Raw genomic sequence first — 17,452 nt, forward strand, 5'->3', positions numbered from 1 at the left:
TCTGTCGTCGCAGAGGTGCTGGGTGGTTACGCTCTGAGCGAGTTCGGCCGCTTGCGGCCGCTGCTCGAGCGCAGAGTGTGACCACCCAGCGCCTCGTCGCCGTGCCATCCGAGCCACGATTGCTTCGGCTTCGGCTTCGACTTAAGGCGAGCAGGCCCGGTCATGGCGAGCGCCCATTAAAAAGCCCGCGGAGGGGACCGCGGGCTCAGGGACATCCATCGATGCAAAGGCAGCAGGGGAACTGCCAGATATGCGTGGGACCGGTGCCTCTCGGCAACCTTGGGAGTAAATTTAAACCCCCGCAGATGAATCGGTCATGAGCCGATTAGATCGATTGAGCCCGGTCCATTTCGGCGGTGACCAGGGCGAACCCTTCGTCCAGCCAGCCCGTCACGCCGCCCGCGAGCAGCTTCACCGGCCGGCCGAGTCCGGCAAAGCGGATGGCGGCGCGTGTCGCCCCGTTGCAGTGCGGTCCGGCGCAATAGGTGACGAACAGCGTGTCCGCGGGAAACGCGCCGAGGCGAGATGCGATGATTTTTCCGTGGGGCATGTTGACGGCACCGGGCAGGTGGCTCCTGGCGTACAACGTGGGGCTGCGCGCGTCGACGAGTACGAAGCCCGGCTGGCCCGATGCGATCGCCTCGTGGACATCCCAGCAGTCGGTCTGGAAGGTCAGTTCGACGGAAAAGTGGCGAAGCGCCTCGGCGGAAGCGGCGGCGGGTAGGGCGGTGACGGCGTTGGACATGGCCTGCTCCTTGGGTGTGGCCGTATTGTTTACGCGTGGCGGGGTTGCCACAATTGGCGGATATGCCAGCCATCGATCAGATCACGCCAAAGCAGGCAAGCCCCTCGACCACGACGCTCGTTCCCAGCTCCCCTGCCGGCCCGCTCGTCGTGGCCCTGGTCTACGACGGGCTGTGCACGTTCGAGTTCGGCTGTGTCGCCGAGGTGTTCGGGTTGCCACGTCCCGAATGTGGCCCCGACTGGTATCGCTTCGCCACGTGCGCGGTCTCGCCCGGTCCGCTGCGCGCGCTGGGTGGGCTGACGGTCACCGCCGAGGGTGGCCTCGCATTGCTTCGACGGGCCCACACCATCGTGGTGCCGGGCTGGCAGGGGATCGATGTCGAGGTACCGCCTGCGCTGGTCAGGGCGCTGAGGCGTGCGCACGCCCGTGGCGCGAGGCTCGTCTCGATCTGTTCCGGGGTCTTCGTGCTCGCGGCCACCGGTCTGCTGGACGACACGTCGGCGACGACGCACTGGCGCTACGCGGAACGGCTTGCCGGGCGCTATCCGCGGATCGACGTGAAGCCTGACGTACTCTACGTCGACGAGGGCAGGATCCTGACCTCGGCCGGCAGTGCGGCAGGGCTGGACCTCCTGCTGCATGTGGTACGCAGCGATTTCGGTCCCGACCGGGCCAACGAGGTGGCCCGGCGACTCGTCATCTCGCCCCACCGGGACGGCGGGCAGGCGCAGTTCATTCCGCAGCCCGTGGTCCGGCGCGAGGCGGACCACCGCTTGCCCTCGCTGCTGGACCGGCTGATGACGCAACTGGACCGGCCTACGACGGTGAGCGACATGGCCGCCTCGGTCGCCATGAGCGAACGGAGCTTCCTGCGCCGCTTCCGCGAGTTCACCGGCGTCTCGCCCGCCGACTGGCTGGTGCGTGCCCGCGTGGAGCGGGCCAGGGTGCTGCTCGAAGGCAGTACGTTGCCGGTGGAGGTCGTTGCGGCCCGGAGCGGCTTCGGCAGCGCGATCACGCTGCGCCATCACTTCCGGCGCCGGATGGGGGTCAGTCCGCTGGTCTACAGGCGGCGTTTTTCACTGGACGCCTCTGTATAGTGTCGGCGCGGTGTGACGCATCACACGGACTAGGGGGAACGCATTGGAAGACGCACAGATCTGGCTTGGCCTGAATGGCCAGCGTTTCGGGCCGTACGCGATGGACACCGTCCGGCGCTGGCACCGGCAGGGCACGCTCGACAGTGCCGCGCTGTGCTGGCGCGAGGGCATGAGCGAGTGGCTGCCGCTGGACACCTTCCTGAGCGAGCATCCCGCACCTGACGCCGCCTATGCCGAACCGCCCTCGCTGGAGATGCCGCCGCCGGGCCTGACGCCCCGCGCCACTACCGTGGCGGCAGCCTCGCCCCGCAACGCCGACCCCATCGCACCGAGCCTCCACTGGGGCTGGGTCGCGGTGCTTACCGTCGTCACGCTGGGCATCTTCGCGCTGGTGTGGATGTTCGTGCAGTCGGTGTGGGTGAAGAAGATCGATCCGCGCAGCAAGGTCACCGTCTACTTCATCGTCGCGCTCGTATGCGGGTTCGCCGCCGGTTTCATCGGCGACCGCTCGCCGATCGCGTTCCTTCTGCAGGTGGTCGACATCGTCTTCATCTACATGGGCTATTACTCCATGTCCGCCTCGCTGAAGCGCTTCGGCGCCGAGCGCGGCCTGCCCATGGAGATCGGCGGGGTCACCCTGTTCTTCTTCACCACCTGGTACCTGCAGGGGCAGATGTCGCGCATCGCCCGCTGGCAGCAGACCGGCGTGATCGAGGACGCGCCCAAGGGCATCTTCTGGGCGATCTACGGCGTGCTCATGGTCCTGCTGGTCCTGGGGATCATCGTGGCGGTGCGCCTGTTCAGCTGAGCCGGGTCGTCATCCAGGCCTGAAACATCAGGATGGGCCACAGGTGGGTGTGCCATTTGTTGCAGCCGGACTGGAAGTCGCGCCACAGCGCGGTGACCTTTCCCGCATCGAAGATGCCCTGGCTTTCCAGCGTCACCGGATCGAGATGATGTTCCGCCCAGTCGCGCAGCGGGCCACGCAGCCATCGCGACACCGGGGCGCCGAAGCCCACCTTCGGGCGGTAGACCAGTTCGCGCGGCAGGTAGTTTTCCAGCACCGCCTTGAGCACGGCCTTGTGTTCGCCGCCGGCGAAGAGGTGCCGGGCCGGGATGCGCCATGCCGCCTGCATCACGTCCGCATCCAGGAAGGGGTGGCGCGCGACGATGCCGTAGGCGGCCGCGCAGCGGTCCACCTTGGTCATCAGCCCTTCGGCGAGGTCCATCTTCAGGTCGAGGTACATCACCCGCTGCATGTCGCTGCCGCCGGCGAACTGCCGGACGGGATCGGTGAACACGGTGCCGGGCTCCGTGCTGTTGCGCACGACCTGCTCGGGATGGCGCCATTTCGACACACGCTGCATGTAGCACTGCTCCAGCGTGGACAGCGACGCTTCCGCGATCACCGCCGGCACGCCACCCAGCCGCGAGCGTTCGCCGCGCGCCGAGGTATACCGCCCGGCGGCACGCCGTAGCGGACCCGGTATGCGTTGCGCCATCCGCGCGTTGCGCATGGCGCGGCTGTAGGACGAATGGCCGAAGAACAGCTCGTCGCCACCGTCGCCGGTCAGGACCGCGCCGACGTCGGACGACGCGAGCTGGCAGGCCAGTAGGGAGGGAATCTGCGAGGAGTCGGCAAAGGGTTCGCAGAACGCCGCGGGCACCTTGCCCAGCAGGTCCAGTACCTGGTGCCCCGCCAGCGTGGCATGTGTGTTGCGCACGCCCAGGGCGGCCACCACCTTGGCCGCCCAGGCGCTCTCGTCGTGGCCGGGATCGTCGAAGCCCACCGTGAAGGTGTCCACCGGCGTGGCGCTGTGCGATTGCAGGACAGCGGTGACGATGCTGGAATCCACGCCGCCGGACAGGAACGTGCCTGCCCCGAACGACCGCCGCGCGACGGACTGGTCGATGGCGCGGTGCGTGGCACCGACGCTTTCGTCGAAGGTGAGCTGCCGGCCTTCCTGCTCGGAGCGGGCGATGTGCTCTCGCGTATCCCAGTAGGGGATCTCGTCGACCTGCGCCAGGTACGCATGCCCCGGCGCACCGGTCGGCTCGAACCGTTTCAGCGTCCCCGGCTCGAGTTTGTAGACGTCACGGTAGATGGACAACGGCGCGGGAACGTAGCCGAAACGCAGATAAGCGCATACCGCATCCGGTGAAATCGTCGCCATGTCGCCCGGGCATTCGGCGATGGAGCGCAGGCAGGACGACACGGTGAAATGCCCCAGGCCGGGCCTGTAGTAGAGGCTTCGCTCGCCGGCGCGATCGCGGAACAGCCACAGGCAGCGTTCGTCTTCATCCCACAGGCAGCCGACACCGCCGGCGTCCATGCCCCGCACGGCATCGACGATGCCAAGGCGATCCAGTGCCTCGGCGAAGGTCTTCAGGCGGCAGCGATAGGGCACTACGCCACCGTCGGCCGGGTGCCCGCGCCGGCCGTAGATATCGCCGGAAAGGGTAAACAGGTACCGTCCACTGGGGGAGCGCAGCGTTCCCCCGTCGGCCCGGCGAGACGACGAGAACGACGACAGCGACAGCGATCCGCAACGGGACAGGACCTGGGGTTCGCGTGTCGTCGACGCATCGGCATGCGTCCTTGCAAGGATGCCGTCGGCGTCTTGTGCGGACGACCCGAGCGACTTCCAGCATCCCAGCAAGCCAGACATGTAACACCTTCCCGTTGAGGAGAAGTAACGCCTTCTCCGTGAGCGGGATCACGATATGGCGTCGTCGCTTTCGCGCTCCTTACGAAATTGCGGATGTCGGCATGGTTCTTGCGATCACTGCGCGAGCAGCCCCGCCGCCCCCAGTTGCGCGTAGACGGACAGCCGCAGGTCGGGATCGCGTGCCAGACTGGCGAGGCGTTGGGCACCGTCGGGCCACGCGCCCATGCCGCGCAGGAGGCCCAGGGTCTCCCCCCACCACAGGTCGTCGTCCTGTTCGATGGCGGGGCTGACGATGGCCTTTCGTACGAGCCCGAAGGCGCGGTCGCGTAACGCACCGGCAGGCATCGATTCCAACGCCGGCGCCAGTTCGTGCAGCACGGTCCGCGGCATGCGCGCTTCGGCATCGTGTTCGTCGGCCTGGGCTAGCGCCGCCTCGCTGCGATCCAGCAGCGCCACGATGGCCGACGTCGTCGCCGCGGTGCTTATGGGCGGCGTGCCGTCCGTGGAAACGAGCGCCTGGCGCACGACAAATCCGGCCTTGCGCAGTTCGCTGGCGTCACGATCGTGTGCATCCGGTGCGGGAATCGCGGTGTCGGCATCCGGCGTGCCTTCCACGCCGGCCATGAAACGTTGCTCGAGCAGCCAGTGCTCGCCCTTCGTGCTGGATTCGCAACGCGACGATGCGAGGTGATCGGTGACATAGCGGATGTACGCGTCGTTGAGCCGCTTCTGCAGCTCGGGTGTGGCGTCGAGCCGGGCGACGACCAGGGGAAGGTCACCGGCCATGCTGAGCGACGTCAGGGAGAACGAGGCATCGTCGCTGCGGGCACGATCCATCAGCGCGACGAGGGCGGGCACCATGCGCGGCACGGCGGCTTCGGGCACCTTGGTCAGCACGTGCAGGGCGGCCGCGGCTTCCGTTTCGCGCCGCGCGGCGGCGAGGCGTGCATCCCATGCCTGCTGCAGCGGGTCGCCCGGGGATGCGCCCGCCGTGATTGCCTCGAAGGCGGGTTGTGGGTCGTCGGCGTAGTAGGCCGTGCAGGTGGTGGCGTCGGGAAGGGGCAGGGCGCGCCACGCATCGGCGAGTGCGGCGCCCTGCAGTCCACGCTGGTGCGCGTTGCGCAGCATCAGGTGGGTGGTGTCCAGGCCGGCCGTGAACGGGCGGTGCAGTGGGTCCGCGGTTTCGTCGTTCACATAAGCCAGCGTGGCCAGCCCGGGCAGGCGGCGCTGCGCATGGGCCGCGGCGATTCCCGCGCGGTCGAGCAGGCGGTCGATACGCACGGTGTCGCCACCGGGCAAGGCGGCGGCGAGGCGAAGCAGCACATCGGCTTCGAGGCCGGGGGGCAACTGGCGGGCCCGCGCGGCGAGATCGTCGGTCCAGGCGCCCAGGCGATCGGCCGCGATGCCTGCCACGGGCCGGGCTGGCGAGGCATCCCAGGCGGGCGGGGTCTGTGTCGCTTGCGGGCTTTGCTTCGACGCGGGGCCGGCTTCGGCGGCAACGGCAGCCGACGGGTGATGGAAGACGATAAGACCGGTGATGATCAGCGCGGACAGCAGTCCGGCGGCCATGAACGAATAGCGCATGAGGGGGCATCCGGTGGGGGGTGGCCGGGAGCACGTGTTCCCGGCCACCGGTAACGCTTACTGGTAACGCGACGTATCGCGGTGAACCGCCGGGATGACGCTCAGCGGATCGTCCGTGATGACGTTGGTGGCGCCGGCGAACACCTGCGCCGTGAAGTTGGGACGGTCGTCCCGCGTTTCGTTGCCGAAGTAGCGGGTGCGGCTCAGGTAGTCGTTCAGCGCCGCGCAGCAGGTACCGTTGCTACGGACGAAGTGGTACCCGTCGTGCATGTTGACGCGGTACTCGATGACGGGCGAGAACGCACCCACGGGCCGCTTCAGGCCAGCCTCGGCACGCAGTAGCCCGAAGGTCGGGTCACCCGAGACGGGCTGCTTGTTGCCGATCTCGACCCAGGAGGCACCGATGCCCTTGGCCTCGTTGACCCATGCGTTCACGCGGCACTGCGCCGATTCCGGTGAGATCGCACCGCACAGCCCGTTGTAATGCGTCGCGATGTTGTCTTCGTCACCCGCGTAGACCGTGGGGGCGAAGGCGACGCCCTTGGTCGCGCCGAGCATGGCGTTGGGATTGCTGGCGAACAGCGACGAGCTGAACTTCAGCACGACCTGGTTCTGCATGCCCAGCTGCTTGGCGAGGTTGGCCGCCTGATTCACCGCGGTCACGGTCTTGATGTCGAGCACGACCAGCATGTGGTTGGCCTCGGTCTTCACCGTCGCCAACGCGCGCGCCACCGTGACCGGGTGGTACCCGGTCTTGGAGAAGTTGCGGTCACGGAGGAAGGAGCCGAGCAGCTCCTGCGATGACAGGGTGCGGATGTCCGGGTCCCAGCCCTTCGGGTTCTGCGCGGGCTGGAAGATGTCGAAGTTGGGCAGGTGGAAGAGCATGCGGCCGGCATTCTGGTCGTGGAACAACCAGAGCGCACCGTCGGCGTCTTCCTTCACGTCCAGTTCGATGGCTTCGACGTTGTGGTTGTACGTGTTCAGGATGGAGCACGACGAGTTTTCGGGGCAGCCGTTGTCGACGATGCCGCGGTGGGAAATGACCCCGACATCCTTGGTGTTGCCGACGTAGGGATTCTCGAACGCTGCGAGGATGCGGCTGGGGTTCCAGTTGTTGGCGGCCATGGCCGTGATGGGGGCGACCAGTGCGGCGACCGAGAGGGCGACGCAGAGGGGAAGGGTGGAGCGGCGTAGCGATCTGCTGAAACGACTCATGTGTGTGTGTCCTAAAAGGCAGAACGAAGACCGTGGGGCATGCGCCGGCACGGGTGTATCCATGCGGAAGCACCGCAGGATGCGTGGCGGCGGATGTCGGTCGTGGATGCCGGATCGCGCCAAAAGCCCTTATGCAATCGTTTGCATAGTAAGCCAGAGCGATATGACATCCAAGCGACCGCAGAGTTACCGGGGCGGCTCGCCGAAGCGGAAACTGGACACGGTGATCGCACCCATGAAGTCGCGCTCGTGATAGATGCGTGTGCCGGAATCGTCGCCGGCGGCGCCGAGGGCGACCATGAGCGGCAGCAGGTGGTCTTCGCGTGGGTGGGCCGCGCGTGCCGCCGGTGCATCCGCCCAGCGCAGCAGTTGTGCATGTCGCATGGCGGGCGGCGCATCCACCAGAACATCGTTCAACCATCGGTCGAACAGGGCCGACGCGGTACCGCCCCTGCCGTTCATGAAGTTGCGCAAGTCATGGAAGCTGAGGCCACTGCCGACGATCAGCACGCCCTCGTCACGCAGCGGGGCAAGCAGCTCGCCCACGCGCAGATGCATCGCCGGGTCGAAGTCCGCCCGTAGCGACAATTGAACCACGGGCAGCGCCGCTTCCGGATACAGCGTGTGCATCAGGGAAAACGTGCCGTGGTCGAAGCCACGGTGGGGATCGAGACCCGAGGGCACACCGCCATCCGCCAGCAGTCGATACACGCGTTCGGCCAGTACCGGATCGCCCGGCGCGTCGTAGCGGATGCGGTAGGTATGCTCGGGAAAGCCGTGGTAGTCGAAGATCATCGGCGGCTGGGTGCCCGAAGACACCAGGAACCGGCTGGCTTCCCAGTGGCCGGAGACCATCAGGATGGCGCGGGGCGCGTCGCCCAGTTCGCCGCGAACGGCGAGCAGCGAGGCTTCCAGGGCGTCGTAGGCACCGCGTTGGTCGTCCTTGAGCCAGGGCCAGGGGCCGCCGCCGTGGGAGAGGAAGTAGGTGGGAAGTCGCATGCCGGCCGTCTCGCGTCGAGGCTGATCGGGCTATCGTAATCCCCGCGCTGCACCCCACGTAGCATTTCCCTTGACGCGGGTTGTGGCCCACTCCGGTCGGCAGCACAGCCAAGACGAGGTAGACCAGGATGGAAGCGCGCGATTTAGGGAACACCATTACCCTGTACCTGCCCCAGGGCGGCACGGGAGCGGAAGCGTACGCAGTGCTGCAGGAACGCGAGCGCATAGGCGGCTTCGCCAGCCGTGCCGAGTCGGTTCAATTCGCACTGGCGCTCGCCCTGACCCTGCACCGCAGCCGCAACGTGCCGGTGCGCATGCGGGTGGAGGACGATTCGGGCATCTGGCAGACCACGGATGCGCTGGCCGGCGCGATGCCCTGACGCCGGCTCTAGCTACCCCTTACGACCCATAGCATGCCGTAAGGCATCAATCCCGCCCCTCGCTGGCCGTGCAGCACTTCGTCGCGCGCCTTCAGCCGAACCGGCAGATCGTCCAGCGGGATACGCGATGCGCTGAAGTTGAACACCGCCCAGGCATCCGGGCCACGCTGCAAGGCGAGAACGGCGGGGTGACCGCTGTCGATCACCGTGACCGGTGCCAGTGGGTCCAGTCGTGTGTCGGCGCGTGCATCGAGGAGGGCGCGCATCGCGGCGAAGCTGGATGCCGGCAGGCCATCACCGATCTCCATGTCACGCAGACGGGTTTCGTCGAAACGGGGACGCCCGGTCCATCGGCTGTCCGCCATGATGGAGGCGACATCGCGCGCATCCTCGTTGTTGCCCTGGGCCAGTTCGTCGCCCATGAAGATCATCGGGACGGCGCCTGCCCAGCAGGCCAGCCCGTAAAGCAGCTGGAACCGGGCGAGGGCCAGGCGCTGCGCCGCGGGATCGTTGCCGGGCAGGCCCACGAGCGCGGCGGTCATGCCGTTGGTGCCGTGCAGGGTGCGCTCACGTCCGCGCTGGAACGCGACGCCGCGTGCATAGCTGCCCGGCACGCAACCTTCGAGGAAATCCGCGACGAAACCGATGCGTTCGCGAAAGCGCCGGCCACCGGCTGCCACGTCCTGCTTCAGCACGCTCCACACGATGTCGTCGTGGCAACGCACATAGGTCATCCAGCCGGTGCCGGGCGGCGGTGGCGGGGTGGCCTTCATGACCGTTTCCACCATGTCCGCGCGCTGTTCCACCAGCGCCGTCCACGAGGCGGCCATGAGGCCGCTGTGGTAGGCCAGATGACATTCGGGATGCTGCGCGTCGCCCAGGTAGCGCGACACGTCGGCCGGCGGCATCACCGCCTCGGCCTTCAGCAGCACGCCCGGTGCCACCAGTTCGATCACCGCGCGCAACGCCTGCAGGATGACGTGCACTTCCGGCTGGTTGGTGCACGCGGTGCCGGCGCGTTTCCACAGGAACGGCGCGGAGTCCAGGCGAAACACGTCGATGCCGCGATTGGCCAGGCCCAGCATCGTTTCCGCCATGGAGGCGAACACGGGGAAGTGGGCGTAGTTGAGGTCCCACTGGTAAGGATAGAACGTGGTCCAGACCCAACCGCCCATGGCCGGCACGTGGGTGAAGTTGCCCGGCGCGGCTTCGGGGAACACCTGGTCCAGCCCGACCTCGTAGGCGTCGCATGCCTGCCGGTCGGGCAGGATGTGGAAATAGTCCCGGTACTGCGCGTCGCCCGCAGCGGCGGCGCGTGCCCATGCATGGTCGTCCGCGACATGGTTCAACACAAGGTCCGAGCACAGCATGATGTCCGCCGCATGCAGGTCGGTGCACAGCGCTTCCAGGTCGGCCATCGTGCCCAGCCGCGGTTCGATCTCGTCGAACGCGCGCACGGCAAAGCCGCCATCGTTCTCGCCATTGCGCCCGCGCAGGAACGGAAGCAGGTGCAGGTAGGTCACGCCCAGCTTCTGCAGGTGCGGTATGCGTGAGCGCACGCCGTTCAGATCCCCGGCGAAGCGGTCCACGTAGGCCATATAGGCCACGGGGCGTTCCTCCAGGAACCCGTCGGGCCGCACGGCGCGTCGTTCGTCACGGGCACGCAGGGCCGCGGGGCGCGCGTTGGCGAGGTGGCCGAGGCGATCGCAAAAATCGGCGAAGTGGTCCGCGAACCCTTCGCTACGGCCGTAGAGTGCCTCCAGCAGCCGATAAAGACGGCGAATCACCTCCGCGCTTGCCTGCCGACCTTGCCGGGGCGTCCCGCCCAACGCTTCGTGAAACGCATCCGCACCGGCTTCCGCGGCGTCGCACAACATGCTCATCGCTACTCCGTCGGCCCCGGGCGCCTGTCGATTCAGGCGAGGCCCGTGCCGTAGCCCTCGATCGTGCCGCTAGGTGCAACCGATTGCAAGGCCGCGATCAGAGCCAGCGCGTCACACCGCCATGATGGGAGCAGGTGCCGCGGCGGTTCAGACTGAAGCTGAAGGAGCCGTCGCCGCATTGTGCGGATGCACCAGCGGGCGGCTGGTCGTTCGTGGTGTGGGTGGGGCGGTGCACCTGGATGCCGTCCCGGTTCGTGTAATAGCCGTCCTCGACCAACGCGGCACCCGGTGCGGCGCGGTGATAGGAGGAAGGTCGCGCCTGTTGGGGAACGGCCTGCTGGGCCAGCGCGGACGTGGCGAAAAGCGCGGCGGCGGCAAGGGACAGCAGTAGACGGGCAAGCATTGGCATTTCCTTGGTCGGGCGGTGATTCCGCCCGGAACGACGAGCAAGCACCATGCCGCGCGCGCCGCGGAGGGCTGGTTCTTGTGACGACGTGCCGTATTTACCTGCAGGTCGGCGGTGCTTACGCCGCCGCGGCAAGCACTTGTTCCCTTCCATCGAAACTGGGTAGGCTCTGACCCGTTCCGAGGGGTGTCCTGCGATGGCAGGGCTGAGATGGCAGCGGCCGGACCCTTCGAACCTGATCCGGGTCATGCCGGCGAAGGGACGGGAATGCCAGGCACGCCATGGGGCGTGCACCCCTGTTTATCGTCGCCCCGGGTCTCCCATCCTCCAGGAGAAGAGATCCATGCTTTCGAACACGCCTGTCAACGCGGATGCGCCCGCGACCGTGACCACCGGCCCGATACGGGGCTCGCGCAAGGTCTATCTTTCCCCGCCCGGTCATCCCCACCTGCGCGTTCCCTTTCGCCAGGTCACGCTGAGCGACCCCCGCGAAGCGCCGCTCAACCTGTACGACGCCTCGGGCCCCTACACCGATGCCGAAGCGGGCATCGATCTCGCTCGTGGCTTGCCGCCCGTGCGTGAAGCCTGGCTGGCGGCCCGTGACCTGGTCCGCATCGACGGTCGCGACGTGCGGCCCGAAGACAACGGCAACCTCAGCGCCGACGCCGTGGTGCCAGCCTGTCCCGCCCCGGTTGCGTTGCGTCGTGGCCTGCCCGGGCGCCTGGTGACGCAATACGAATTCGCCAAAGCCGGCATCGTCACCGAAGAGATGGTGTACGCGGCTTTCCGCGAAAACCTCGGCCGGGAACAGGCCTTGAGCGATGCCGCGGAACGGCGCGCGGACGGCGAGAGCTTCGGTGCCGAGATTCCCGACGTCGTCACCCCCGAGTTCGTCCGTGACGAGATCGCGCGGGGGCGGGCGATCCTGCCCGCCAACGTCAACCATCCGGAACTCGAGCCGATGGTCATCGGGCGCAACTTCCTGGTGAAGGTCAACGCCAACATCGGCAATTCCGCGGTCAGCTCCGGCGTGGCCGAGGAAGTCGAGAAGCTGGTGTGGTCCACCCGCTGGGGCGCCGACACCGTCATGGATCTTTCCACGGGCCGCAACATCCACAACATCCGTTCGTGGATCATGCGCAACGCGCCGGTGCCCATCGGTACCGTGCCGATCTACCAGGCCCTGGAGAAGGTCGGCGGCGATCCGCTGAAGCTCACCTGGGAGGTGTTCCGCGACACGCTGATCGAGCAGGCGGAGCAGGGCGTGGATTACTTCACCATCCACGCGGGTGTGCGCCTGGCCCATGTGCCGCTGGCGGCACGGCGTGTCACCGGTATCGTCAGTCGCGGTGGCTCGATCATGGCGCGCTGGTGCCTGGCCGGCCATCGCGAGAGCTTCCTCTACGAGAAATTCGAGGAGATCTGCGCCATCTGCCGGCAGTACGACGTGTCGCTGTCGCTGGGCGACGGCCTGCGTCCGGGGTCCATCGCCGATGCTAACGACGCGGCGCAGTTCGCCGAGCTGGAAACGCTGGGCGAGCTGACCCGCATCGCGTGGGACCACGGCTGCCAGGTGATGATCGAAGGGCCGGGCCATGTACCGATGCACAAGATCAAGGTGAACATGGACAAGCAGCTGGCGCTGTGCGGCGAGGCACCGTTCTACACGCTGGGGCCGTTGACCACGGACGTGGCACCCGGTTACGACCACATCACCTCCGGCATCGGCGCGGCGATGATCGGCTGGTTCGGCACCGCCATGCTCTGCTATGTCACGCCGAAGGAACACCTCGGGCTGCCCGATCGCGACGACGTCAAGGTGGGTGTCATCACCTACCGCATCGCCGCGCATGCCGCGGACCTGGCCAAGGGCCATCCGGCCGCGAAGCTGCGCGACGATGCGCTGTCGCGCGCGCGCTTCGATTTCCGCTGGGAGGACCAGTTCAACCTGGCGCTGGACCCGGACACCGCGCGCGCTCACCACGATGCCACGCTGCCCAAGGACGCGCACAAGGTGGCGCATTTTTGCTCCATGTGTGGCCCGAAGTTCTGCTCGATGAAGATCTCGCAGGACCTGCGTCGCGAAGCGGAAGCCATGGAGGGCATGGCACAGAAGTCGGAGGAATTCCTGGCCGGCGGGGGCGCCTTGTATGTCCCGGCCGCTTGAGGGCAGGGAGGTCGCGGTGATCGGTGCGGGCGTGGCCGGACTGACGGCCTCTCTGGCGCTGGCCGAACGTGGCGCGAGGGTGGTGCTGTACGAGCGATCGGCGACGTTGGGTGCGCACGCCTGCTCGTGGATGGCAGGTGGCATGCTGGCGCCGTATTGCGAGCGTGATGGCAGCGAGCCGCGCGTGAGCGAGCGTGGCATGGCGGCGCTGGACTGGTGGCCACGGCATGTGCCGGGCGTGACGCGCGGCGGTTCGCTGGTGGTGGTGGCGCCGCGCGATCGTGCGGACCTGGCGCGCTTCGCCGCGCGCACCGAACGCCACGAGGCGCTGGATGCCGACGCCCTTGCTGCGCTCGAACCCGACCTGGCCGGCCGCTTCGGACAGGCCCTGTGGTTTGCCGATGAAGCCCATCTCGATCCGCGGCACGCCTTGGAGGCACTGGCTCTTGCCCTGCGCCGCCTCGGTGGCCGCCTCGAAATGGACGCTGACGTGCGTTGCGACGACTTCGCCGACCGGCCGGTGATCGACTGCCGTGGGCTGGGTGCGCGCGACGCGCTGCCCAGCCTGCGTGCCGTCCGCGGCGAGATGATCCTGCTGCGCAGCAGGGATATCCGCCTGCATCGACCCGTTCGCTTGTTGCATCCCCGTACGCCGGTCTATGTCATTCCCCGCGCGGACGGGCTGTTGATGCTCGGCGCCACCTCGATCGAGAGCGAGCACGCAGGCCCGGTGAGCGCGCGTTCGGCCATGGAACTGCTCAACGCCGCTTACCTTTTGCACCCGGCCCTGGCCGACGCCGAGATCGTCGAGCTCGGCGTCGGCCTTCGGCCAGCGTTTCCCGACAACCTGCCGGCGGTGGTGCGCGACGGCCAGGTGCTGCGTTTCAACGGCCTGTACCGGCACGGTTTCCTGCTGTCGCCGTGGTATGCGGAACACATGGCGGACGGCCTGGCCGATCACTATGCGGAGGCGGCATGAGCATCACGGTCAATGGAGAAACACAGGACGATGCCGCCGACCTGCTTGCGCTGCTCGCGCGGATGGGCCTGCGCGAGGCGGTCGTCGCCACGGCGTTGAACGGCACGTTCGTGCCGGCGGCGCAGCGCGGCTCAACGCTGTTACGCGCGGGGGACCACGTCGAGGTCCTTGCGCCGATGCAGGGAGGCTGAGCATGGATACCCTTGTGCTCTACGGGCACGAACTGCACTCGCGGCTGCTGCTGGGCACGGCGCAATACCCGTCGCCCGCGTGCCTGGCCGAGGCGGTGCGTGCCGCCGGCAGCGAGGTCGTCACGGTGTCGCTTCGCCGCGAATCGGCCAGCGCGCAGAGCGGTCAGCAGTTCTGGCAGCTTGTGCGCGAACTCGGCTGCCGGGTACTGCCGAATACGGCAGGCTGCCATTCGGTGAAGGAGGCGGTTACCACGGCGCGCATGGCACGCGAGCTGTTCGACACGCCGTGGATCAAGCTGGAGGTGATCGGCGACAGCGATACGCTGCGCCCCGACGTCTTCGGCCTGGTGGAAGCGGCACGCATCCTCGCGGCCGAAGGCTTCGAGGTGTTTCCGTACACCACCGACGACCTGGGCGTGGCCGAGCGTCTTCTCGATGCCGGATGCCGCGTGCTGATGCCGTGGGCGGCGCCGATCGGCAGCGGGCGCGGGCTCAGCCATCCCTACGCCCTGCGCACCCTGCGCAGCCACTATCCCGGCGTACCCCTGATCGTCGATGCCGGCATCGGGCTGCCGTCGCAGGCGGCCGCCGCCATGGAGATGGGTTACGACGCGGTGCTGCTCAATACGGCCGTGGCCAAAGCCGGCGATCCCGTCGGCATGGCCGGGGCCTTCGCCCATGCGATCACCGCGGGCCGCGCCGCGTGGCGGGCCGGGCCCATGGAAGCACGCGACATGGCCACACCGTCCACGCCCGTGCTGGGGATGGCGCAGTGGGGGTAAGGGTTTACCTTTCCGGCTAAGCGGTCCGTCGTGCCAGGCAATGCGCCACGACCCAGCTTGCCGGCTTGATCTGTCCTTGCGGCCCGAACACCAGCGGCCGTTGCGCGGCCGGACCTGCGGCGGGCGTGGCACCGGTACGGTGTGCGGTGTCCCACACGCCCCAGGTCAGCACGGCTGACACGGTGCCCGTGCCGAGCACCAGGTCCAGGTAGCGCTTGTAGGTACCGGCGACGATGGCATCGCGTTCGGTGACGGTGCCGGTCAGGTGGCTGTCGTCCACGTCCAGTTCGGTGACGTAGACGCGAAGACCGAGGTCGCGCACCTGCCGCAGGAACGCGGCGAGGCCGGGGCCGAAGCTTTGGGCGTCCGCGGCACGCAGGTGGGACTGGATACCCAGCGCATGCACCGGCACGCCGCGTCGCTTCATTTCCCGCAGCAGGGTGAGCACGGCGGCGCGCTTGCGCATGCCCGACGGGGAGTCGCTTTCCAGGCCGTAATCGTTGTAGCAGAGTACGGCGTCCGGATCGGCGCGATGCGCGGCCCTGAAGGCCACGTCGAGGTAGCCGGGGCCGAGCATCCGGTACCAGAACGCGTTGCGCAAACCGCCGGGCTGGCTGTCGTCCACCTGGATCGCCTCGTTGACGACGTCCCACGACACGATCCTGCCCCGGTAGCGACCGACCACCGCGGCGATGTGTTGCGTCAACACGCTTTCCGCGTTGGCGGGCGTGACGCTGCGCTCGACCCAGTCGGGCAAGGCGCGATGCCAGCACAACGTGTGACCGCGCATGCCTTGATGGTGGGCGGCGGCGAACGCGGCGATGCGGTCGGCCGGTGCAAAGTCGTAGCGGTCCTGCGCCGGATGGACCTGGGCCCATTTCAACGCGTTTTCCGGGACCACGATGCCGGCTTGTTTCGCCACGATGTCCTGGTAGGCCGGGTCGTTCGCGAGCGGGGCAGGGTCCACCGCGAAGCCGAACGACAGCCCGTGCTCCGCGGCCACGGTGCGCAACGGACGGAAAGCGTCGTCCGCGACGGCGGGACCCACACGCAGCAGTGGCGCGACTGCCAGGGCCCGCAGCGCGGTGGTGATGAAGCGGCGTCGATCAAGCGGTGTCATGCGTGGGCTCCGGGGGTATGGCAGTAACGCGCACGCGCGTCATCACGATCACGGCACAGGCCAGCGCGAGCACGCCGGCGATGAGGAACGACACGCCCGGGAACCGATGGTCGATACCCCAGGCGAGCACCTGTGTCAGCAGCAGCGGGCCGATGATTTCCGTCACGCTGCCCATCGCGCCCAGGCCACCCTGGAGTTGCCCTTGCCGCGTCGCATCGACCATGCCCGACAGCATGGCCTGCATCGCGGCCATGGCCAGTCCGGACAGAGCGCTGGTGCAAAACAGTACATAGACCTGCCAGCTGGCCGTGACCACGGAAAACGCCAGGAACGACAGGCCGCCGGCAACCACGCCGATCAGCACCGCCTTGCGTTCGCCGAAGCGTGCGATCGCCGGCCCGGTCAACCCGCCTTGCACGATGGTGGCCGTCAGGCCGACGAATGCCAGGCTCCAGCCGATGGCCGTGGCATCCCAGCCGAAGCGTGCCGTCGCCCAGAAGCTCCACGTGGCCGGGTAAACCATCTGCGCCAGTTGCCAGAGGAAAACGGCCACCAGCAGGGGTGCCGCATGGCCCGCATGGAAGAGCGGCCGGAACGCTCCGATGACATGGGCGTCGCGCAGGCGGAAGGGACGGCGATGCTCGCGGGCCAGCGTTTCCGGCATCGCCACGAGCATGACCAGCGCGTTGACCAGTGCCAGCGTCGCGGCGGCATAGAAGGGCGCGCGCGGCCCCCATACCGAAAGCAAGCCTCCGATGGCCGGACCGATGATGAAGCCCAGGCCGAACATCGCGCCGATGAGCGCAAAGGCGCCGCCACGTTTTTCCGCCGGCATCACGTCCGCGACCACCGATCCTGCCGGACCGTACACCGCACCTGCGGCGCCGGCGATCACGCGCCCCAGGAAAAGCCATGCGATGCTCGGCGCCAGCGCCATCACCGCATAGTCGATACCGAAGCTCAGCATCGAGGCGATCAGTACCGTCCGCCGTCCGAACCGGTCCGACAGGTTTCCCAGTATGGGACCGGCGATGAACTGCGCTCCCGCGTAGGCGACAAGCATGTAGCCGGCGAGTCGCGTCGCGTGCTCGATATCCGTGTGGCCGAGGCTCGTGAGCAGGGCAGGGAACACCGGGATGACGATGCCGAAGCCGATCGTGTCGATCAGCACCGCCGCCAGTACCATTCCTATCGCCTTGTTCTCGATGCGCATGCGGTCTTCCGGTAACGGTGCG

The 17,452-nt window shown here is 67.8% G+C and carries 16 protein-coding genes and 1 riboswitch; of the genes, 7 read left to right on the forward strand and 9 right to left on the reverse strand.

Annotated features, from left to right (window positions below):
• Nucleotides 1-325 precede the first annotated feature (325 nt).
• Entirely contained in the window at nt 326-745 is a 420-nt protein-coding gene (locus tag ACVKN3_RS00005; protein WP_354513373.1) for a rhodanese-like domain-containing protein, read from the reverse strand.
• Nucleotides 746-807: 62 nt separating this feature from the next.
• Here ACVKN3_RS00005 and ftrA point away from each other — a divergent pair, with 62 nt between their 5' ends.
• Nucleotides 808-1,842 (forward strand): transcriptional regulator FtrA, encoded by a 1,035-nt coding sequence (gene ftrA, locus ACVKN3_RS00010; protein WP_354513371.1) that lies wholly within the window; start codon nt 808-810, stop codon nt 1,840-1,842.
• Between the two features lie 43 nt (nt 1,843-1,885).
• Entirely contained in the window at nt 1,886-2,650 is a 765-nt protein-coding gene (locus ACVKN3_RS00015) for a DUF4339 domain-containing protein (protein ID WP_354513369.1), read from the forward strand.
• Here ACVKN3_RS00015 and ACVKN3_RS00020 read toward each other — a convergent pair.
• The 4 genes from ACVKN3_RS00020 to ACVKN3_RS00035 all read right to left on the reverse strand — a co-directional run bounded on the left by ACVKN3_RS00020 (nt 2,643) and on the right by ACVKN3_RS00035 (nt 8,309).
• Nucleotides 2,643-4,511 (reverse strand): asparagine synthetase B family protein, encoded by a 1,869-nt coding sequence (locus ACVKN3_RS00020; protein ID WP_354513368.1) that lies wholly within the window; start codon nt 4,509-4,511, stop codon nt 2,643-2,645. The two genes, ACVKN3_RS00015 and ACVKN3_RS00020, sit on opposite strands and share 8 nt — an antisense overlap.
• 114 nt (nt 4,512-4,625) lie before the next feature.
• Entirely contained in the window at nt 4,626-6,095 is a 1,470-nt protein-coding gene (locus tag ACVKN3_RS00025) for a hypothetical protein (protein WP_354513366.1), read from the reverse strand.
• Nucleotides 6,096-6,152: 57 nt separating this feature from the next.
• Nucleotides 6,153-7,310, reverse strand: coding sequence for a glycerophosphodiester phosphodiesterase family protein (locus tag ACVKN3_RS00030; RefSeq protein ID WP_285404600.1), 1,158 nt, complete (start codon nt 7,308-7,310; stop codon nt 6,153-6,155).
• Nucleotides 7,311-7,496: 186 nt separating this feature from the next.
• Nucleotides 7,497-8,309, reverse strand: coding sequence for a DODA-type extradiol aromatic ring-opening family dioxygenase (locus tag ACVKN3_RS00035; RefSeq protein ID WP_456990951.1), 813 nt, complete (start codon nt 8,307-8,309; stop codon nt 7,497-7,499).
• 128 nt (nt 8,310-8,437) lie between these two features.
• On the opposite strand from ACVKN3_RS00035, the gene ACVKN3_RS00040 reads away from it, so the two are divergent.
• The gene (locus ACVKN3_RS00040) at nt 8,438-8,689 is read left to right on the forward strand and encodes a hypothetical protein (protein ID WP_285404602.1); all 252 of its coding nucleotides are present in this window, start codon (nt 8,438-8,440) and stop codon (nt 8,687-8,689) included.
• An 8-nt stretch (nt 8,690-8,697) separates the two neighbouring features.
• Here ACVKN3_RS00040 and ACVKN3_RS00045 read toward each other — a convergent pair whose 3' ends face one another.
• Together ACVKN3_RS00045 and ACVKN3_RS00050 are read right to left on the reverse strand one after the other, a co-directional pair.
• Entirely contained in the window at nt 8,698-10,572 is a 1,875-nt protein-coding gene (locus ACVKN3_RS00045; protein WP_354513364.1) for an alpha-amylase family glycosyl hydrolase, read from the reverse strand.
• Between the two features lie 97 nt (nt 10,573-10,669).
• Complete coding sequence (locus tag ACVKN3_RS00050; RefSeq protein WP_354513362.1) at nt 10,670-10,975, reverse strand: DUF3761 domain-containing protein; 306 nt, start codon at nt 10,973-10,975, stop codon at nt 10,670-10,672.
• 175 nt (nt 10,976-11,150) lie between these two features.
• Nucleotides 11,151-11,257: riboswitch (TPP riboswitch) on the forward strand.
• 64 nt (nt 11,258-11,321) lie between these two features.
• On the opposite strand from ACVKN3_RS00050, the gene thiC reads away from it, so the two are divergent.
• From thiC to ACVKN3_RS00070, 4 genes are read left to right on the forward strand one after another with little or no spacing between them, the layout of a single operon-like run.
• A complete protein-coding gene (gene thiC / locus ACVKN3_RS00055; protein WP_354513360.1) occupies nt 11,322-13,145 on the forward strand; it encodes a phosphomethylpyrimidine synthase ThiC in 1,824 nt (607 codons plus the stop codon).
• Nucleotides 13,129-14,124, forward strand: a complete 996-nt coding sequence (locus ACVKN3_RS00060; RefSeq protein ID WP_354513358.1) for an FAD-dependent oxidoreductase — start codon at nt 13,129-13,131, stop codon at nt 14,122-14,124. The genes thiC and ACVKN3_RS00060 overlap by 17 nt, the downstream gene beginning before the upstream one ends.
• On the forward strand, nt 14,121-14,315 hold the full coding sequence (gene thiS, locus ACVKN3_RS00065; protein WP_285404607.1) for a sulfur carrier protein ThiS: 195 nt from the start codon (nt 14,121-14,123) through the stop codon (nt 14,313-14,315). The genes ACVKN3_RS00060 and thiS overlap by 4 nt, the downstream gene beginning before the upstream one ends.
• 2 nt (nt 14,316-14,317) lie before the next feature.
• On the forward strand, nt 14,318-15,097 hold the full coding sequence (locus tag ACVKN3_RS00070) for a thiazole synthase (protein WP_285404608.1): 780 nt from the start codon (nt 14,318-14,320) through the stop codon (nt 15,095-15,097).
• Nucleotides 15,098-15,113: 16 nt separating this feature from the next.
• Here the strand turns inward: ACVKN3_RS00070 and ACVKN3_RS00075 are convergent, their stop codons facing one another.
• The gene (locus ACVKN3_RS00075; RefSeq protein ID WP_354513355.1) at nt 15,114-16,217 is read right to left on the reverse strand and encodes an endo-1,4-beta-xylanase; all 1,104 of its coding nucleotides are present in this window, start codon (nt 16,215-16,217) and stop codon (nt 15,114-15,116) included.
• Nucleotides 16,204-17,430 (reverse strand): TCR/Tet family MFS transporter, encoded by a 1,227-nt coding sequence (locus ACVKN3_RS00080; protein WP_354513353.1) that lies wholly within the window; start codon nt 17,428-17,430, stop codon nt 16,204-16,206. Before ACVKN3_RS00080 ends, ACVKN3_RS00075 begins: the two co-directional genes overlap by 14 nt.
• Between the last annotated feature and the right edge of the window lie 22 nt (nt 17,431-17,452).

It is taken from the genome of Luteibacter sp. PvP120 (assembly GCF_054055715.1).

Coding starts and splice junctions, on each gene's coding strand:
- ACVKN3_RS00060 (WP_354513358.1), top strand. CDS start 13,129: ATGTCCCGGCCGCTTGAGGGCAGGGAGGTCGCGGTGATCGGTGCGGGC.
- ACVKN3_RS00075 (WP_354513355.1), bottom strand. CDS start 16,217: ATGACACCGCTTGATCGACGCCGCTTCATCACCACCGCGCTGCGGGCC.
- ACVKN3_RS00070 (WP_285404608.1), top strand. CDS start 14,318: ATGGATACCCTTGTGCTCTACGGGCACGAACTGCACTCGCGGCTGCTG.
- ACVKN3_RS00045 (WP_354513364.1), bottom strand. CDS start 10,572: ATGAGCATGTTGTGCGACGCCGCGGAAGCCGGTGCGGATGCGTTTCAC.
- ACVKN3_RS00025 (WP_354513366.1), bottom strand. CDS start 6,095: ATGCGCTATTCGTTCATGGCCGCCGGACTGCTGTCCGCGCTGATCATC.
- thiC (WP_354513360.1), top strand. CDS start 11,322: ATGCTTTCGAACACGCCTGTCAACGCGGATGCGCCCGCGACCGTGACC.
- ACVKN3_RS00035 (WP_456990951.1), bottom strand. CDS start 8,309: ATGCGACTTCCCACCTACTTCCTCTCCCACGGCGGCGGCCCCTGGCCC.
- thiS (WP_285404607.1), top strand. CDS start 14,121: ATGAGCATCACGGTCAATGGAGAAACACAGGACGATGCCGCCGACCTG.
- ftrA (WP_354513371.1), top strand. CDS start 808: ATGCCAGCCATCGATCAGATCACGCCAAAGCAGGCAAGCCCCTCGACC.
- ACVKN3_RS00030 (WP_285404600.1), bottom strand. CDS start 7,310: ATGAGTCGTTTCAGCAGATCGCTACGCCGCTCCACCCTTCCCCTCTGC.
- ACVKN3_RS00050 (WP_354513362.1), bottom strand. CDS start 10,975: ATGCTTGCCCGTCTACTGCTGTCCCTTGCCGCCGCCGCGCTTTTCGCC.
- ACVKN3_RS00005 (WP_354513373.1), bottom strand. CDS start 745: ATGTCCAACGCCGTCACCGCCCTACCCGCCGCCGCTTCCGCCGAGGCG.
- ACVKN3_RS00080 (WP_354513353.1), bottom strand. CDS start 17,430: ATGCGCATCGAGAACAAGGCGATAGGAATGGTACTGGCGGCGGTGCTG.
- ACVKN3_RS00040 (WP_285404602.1), top strand. CDS start 8,438: ATGGAAGCGCGCGATTTAGGGAACACCATTACCCTGTACCTGCCCCAG.
- ACVKN3_RS00020 (WP_354513368.1), bottom strand. CDS start 4,511: ATGTCTGGCTTGCTGGGATGCTGGAAGTCGCTCGGGTCGTCCGCACAA.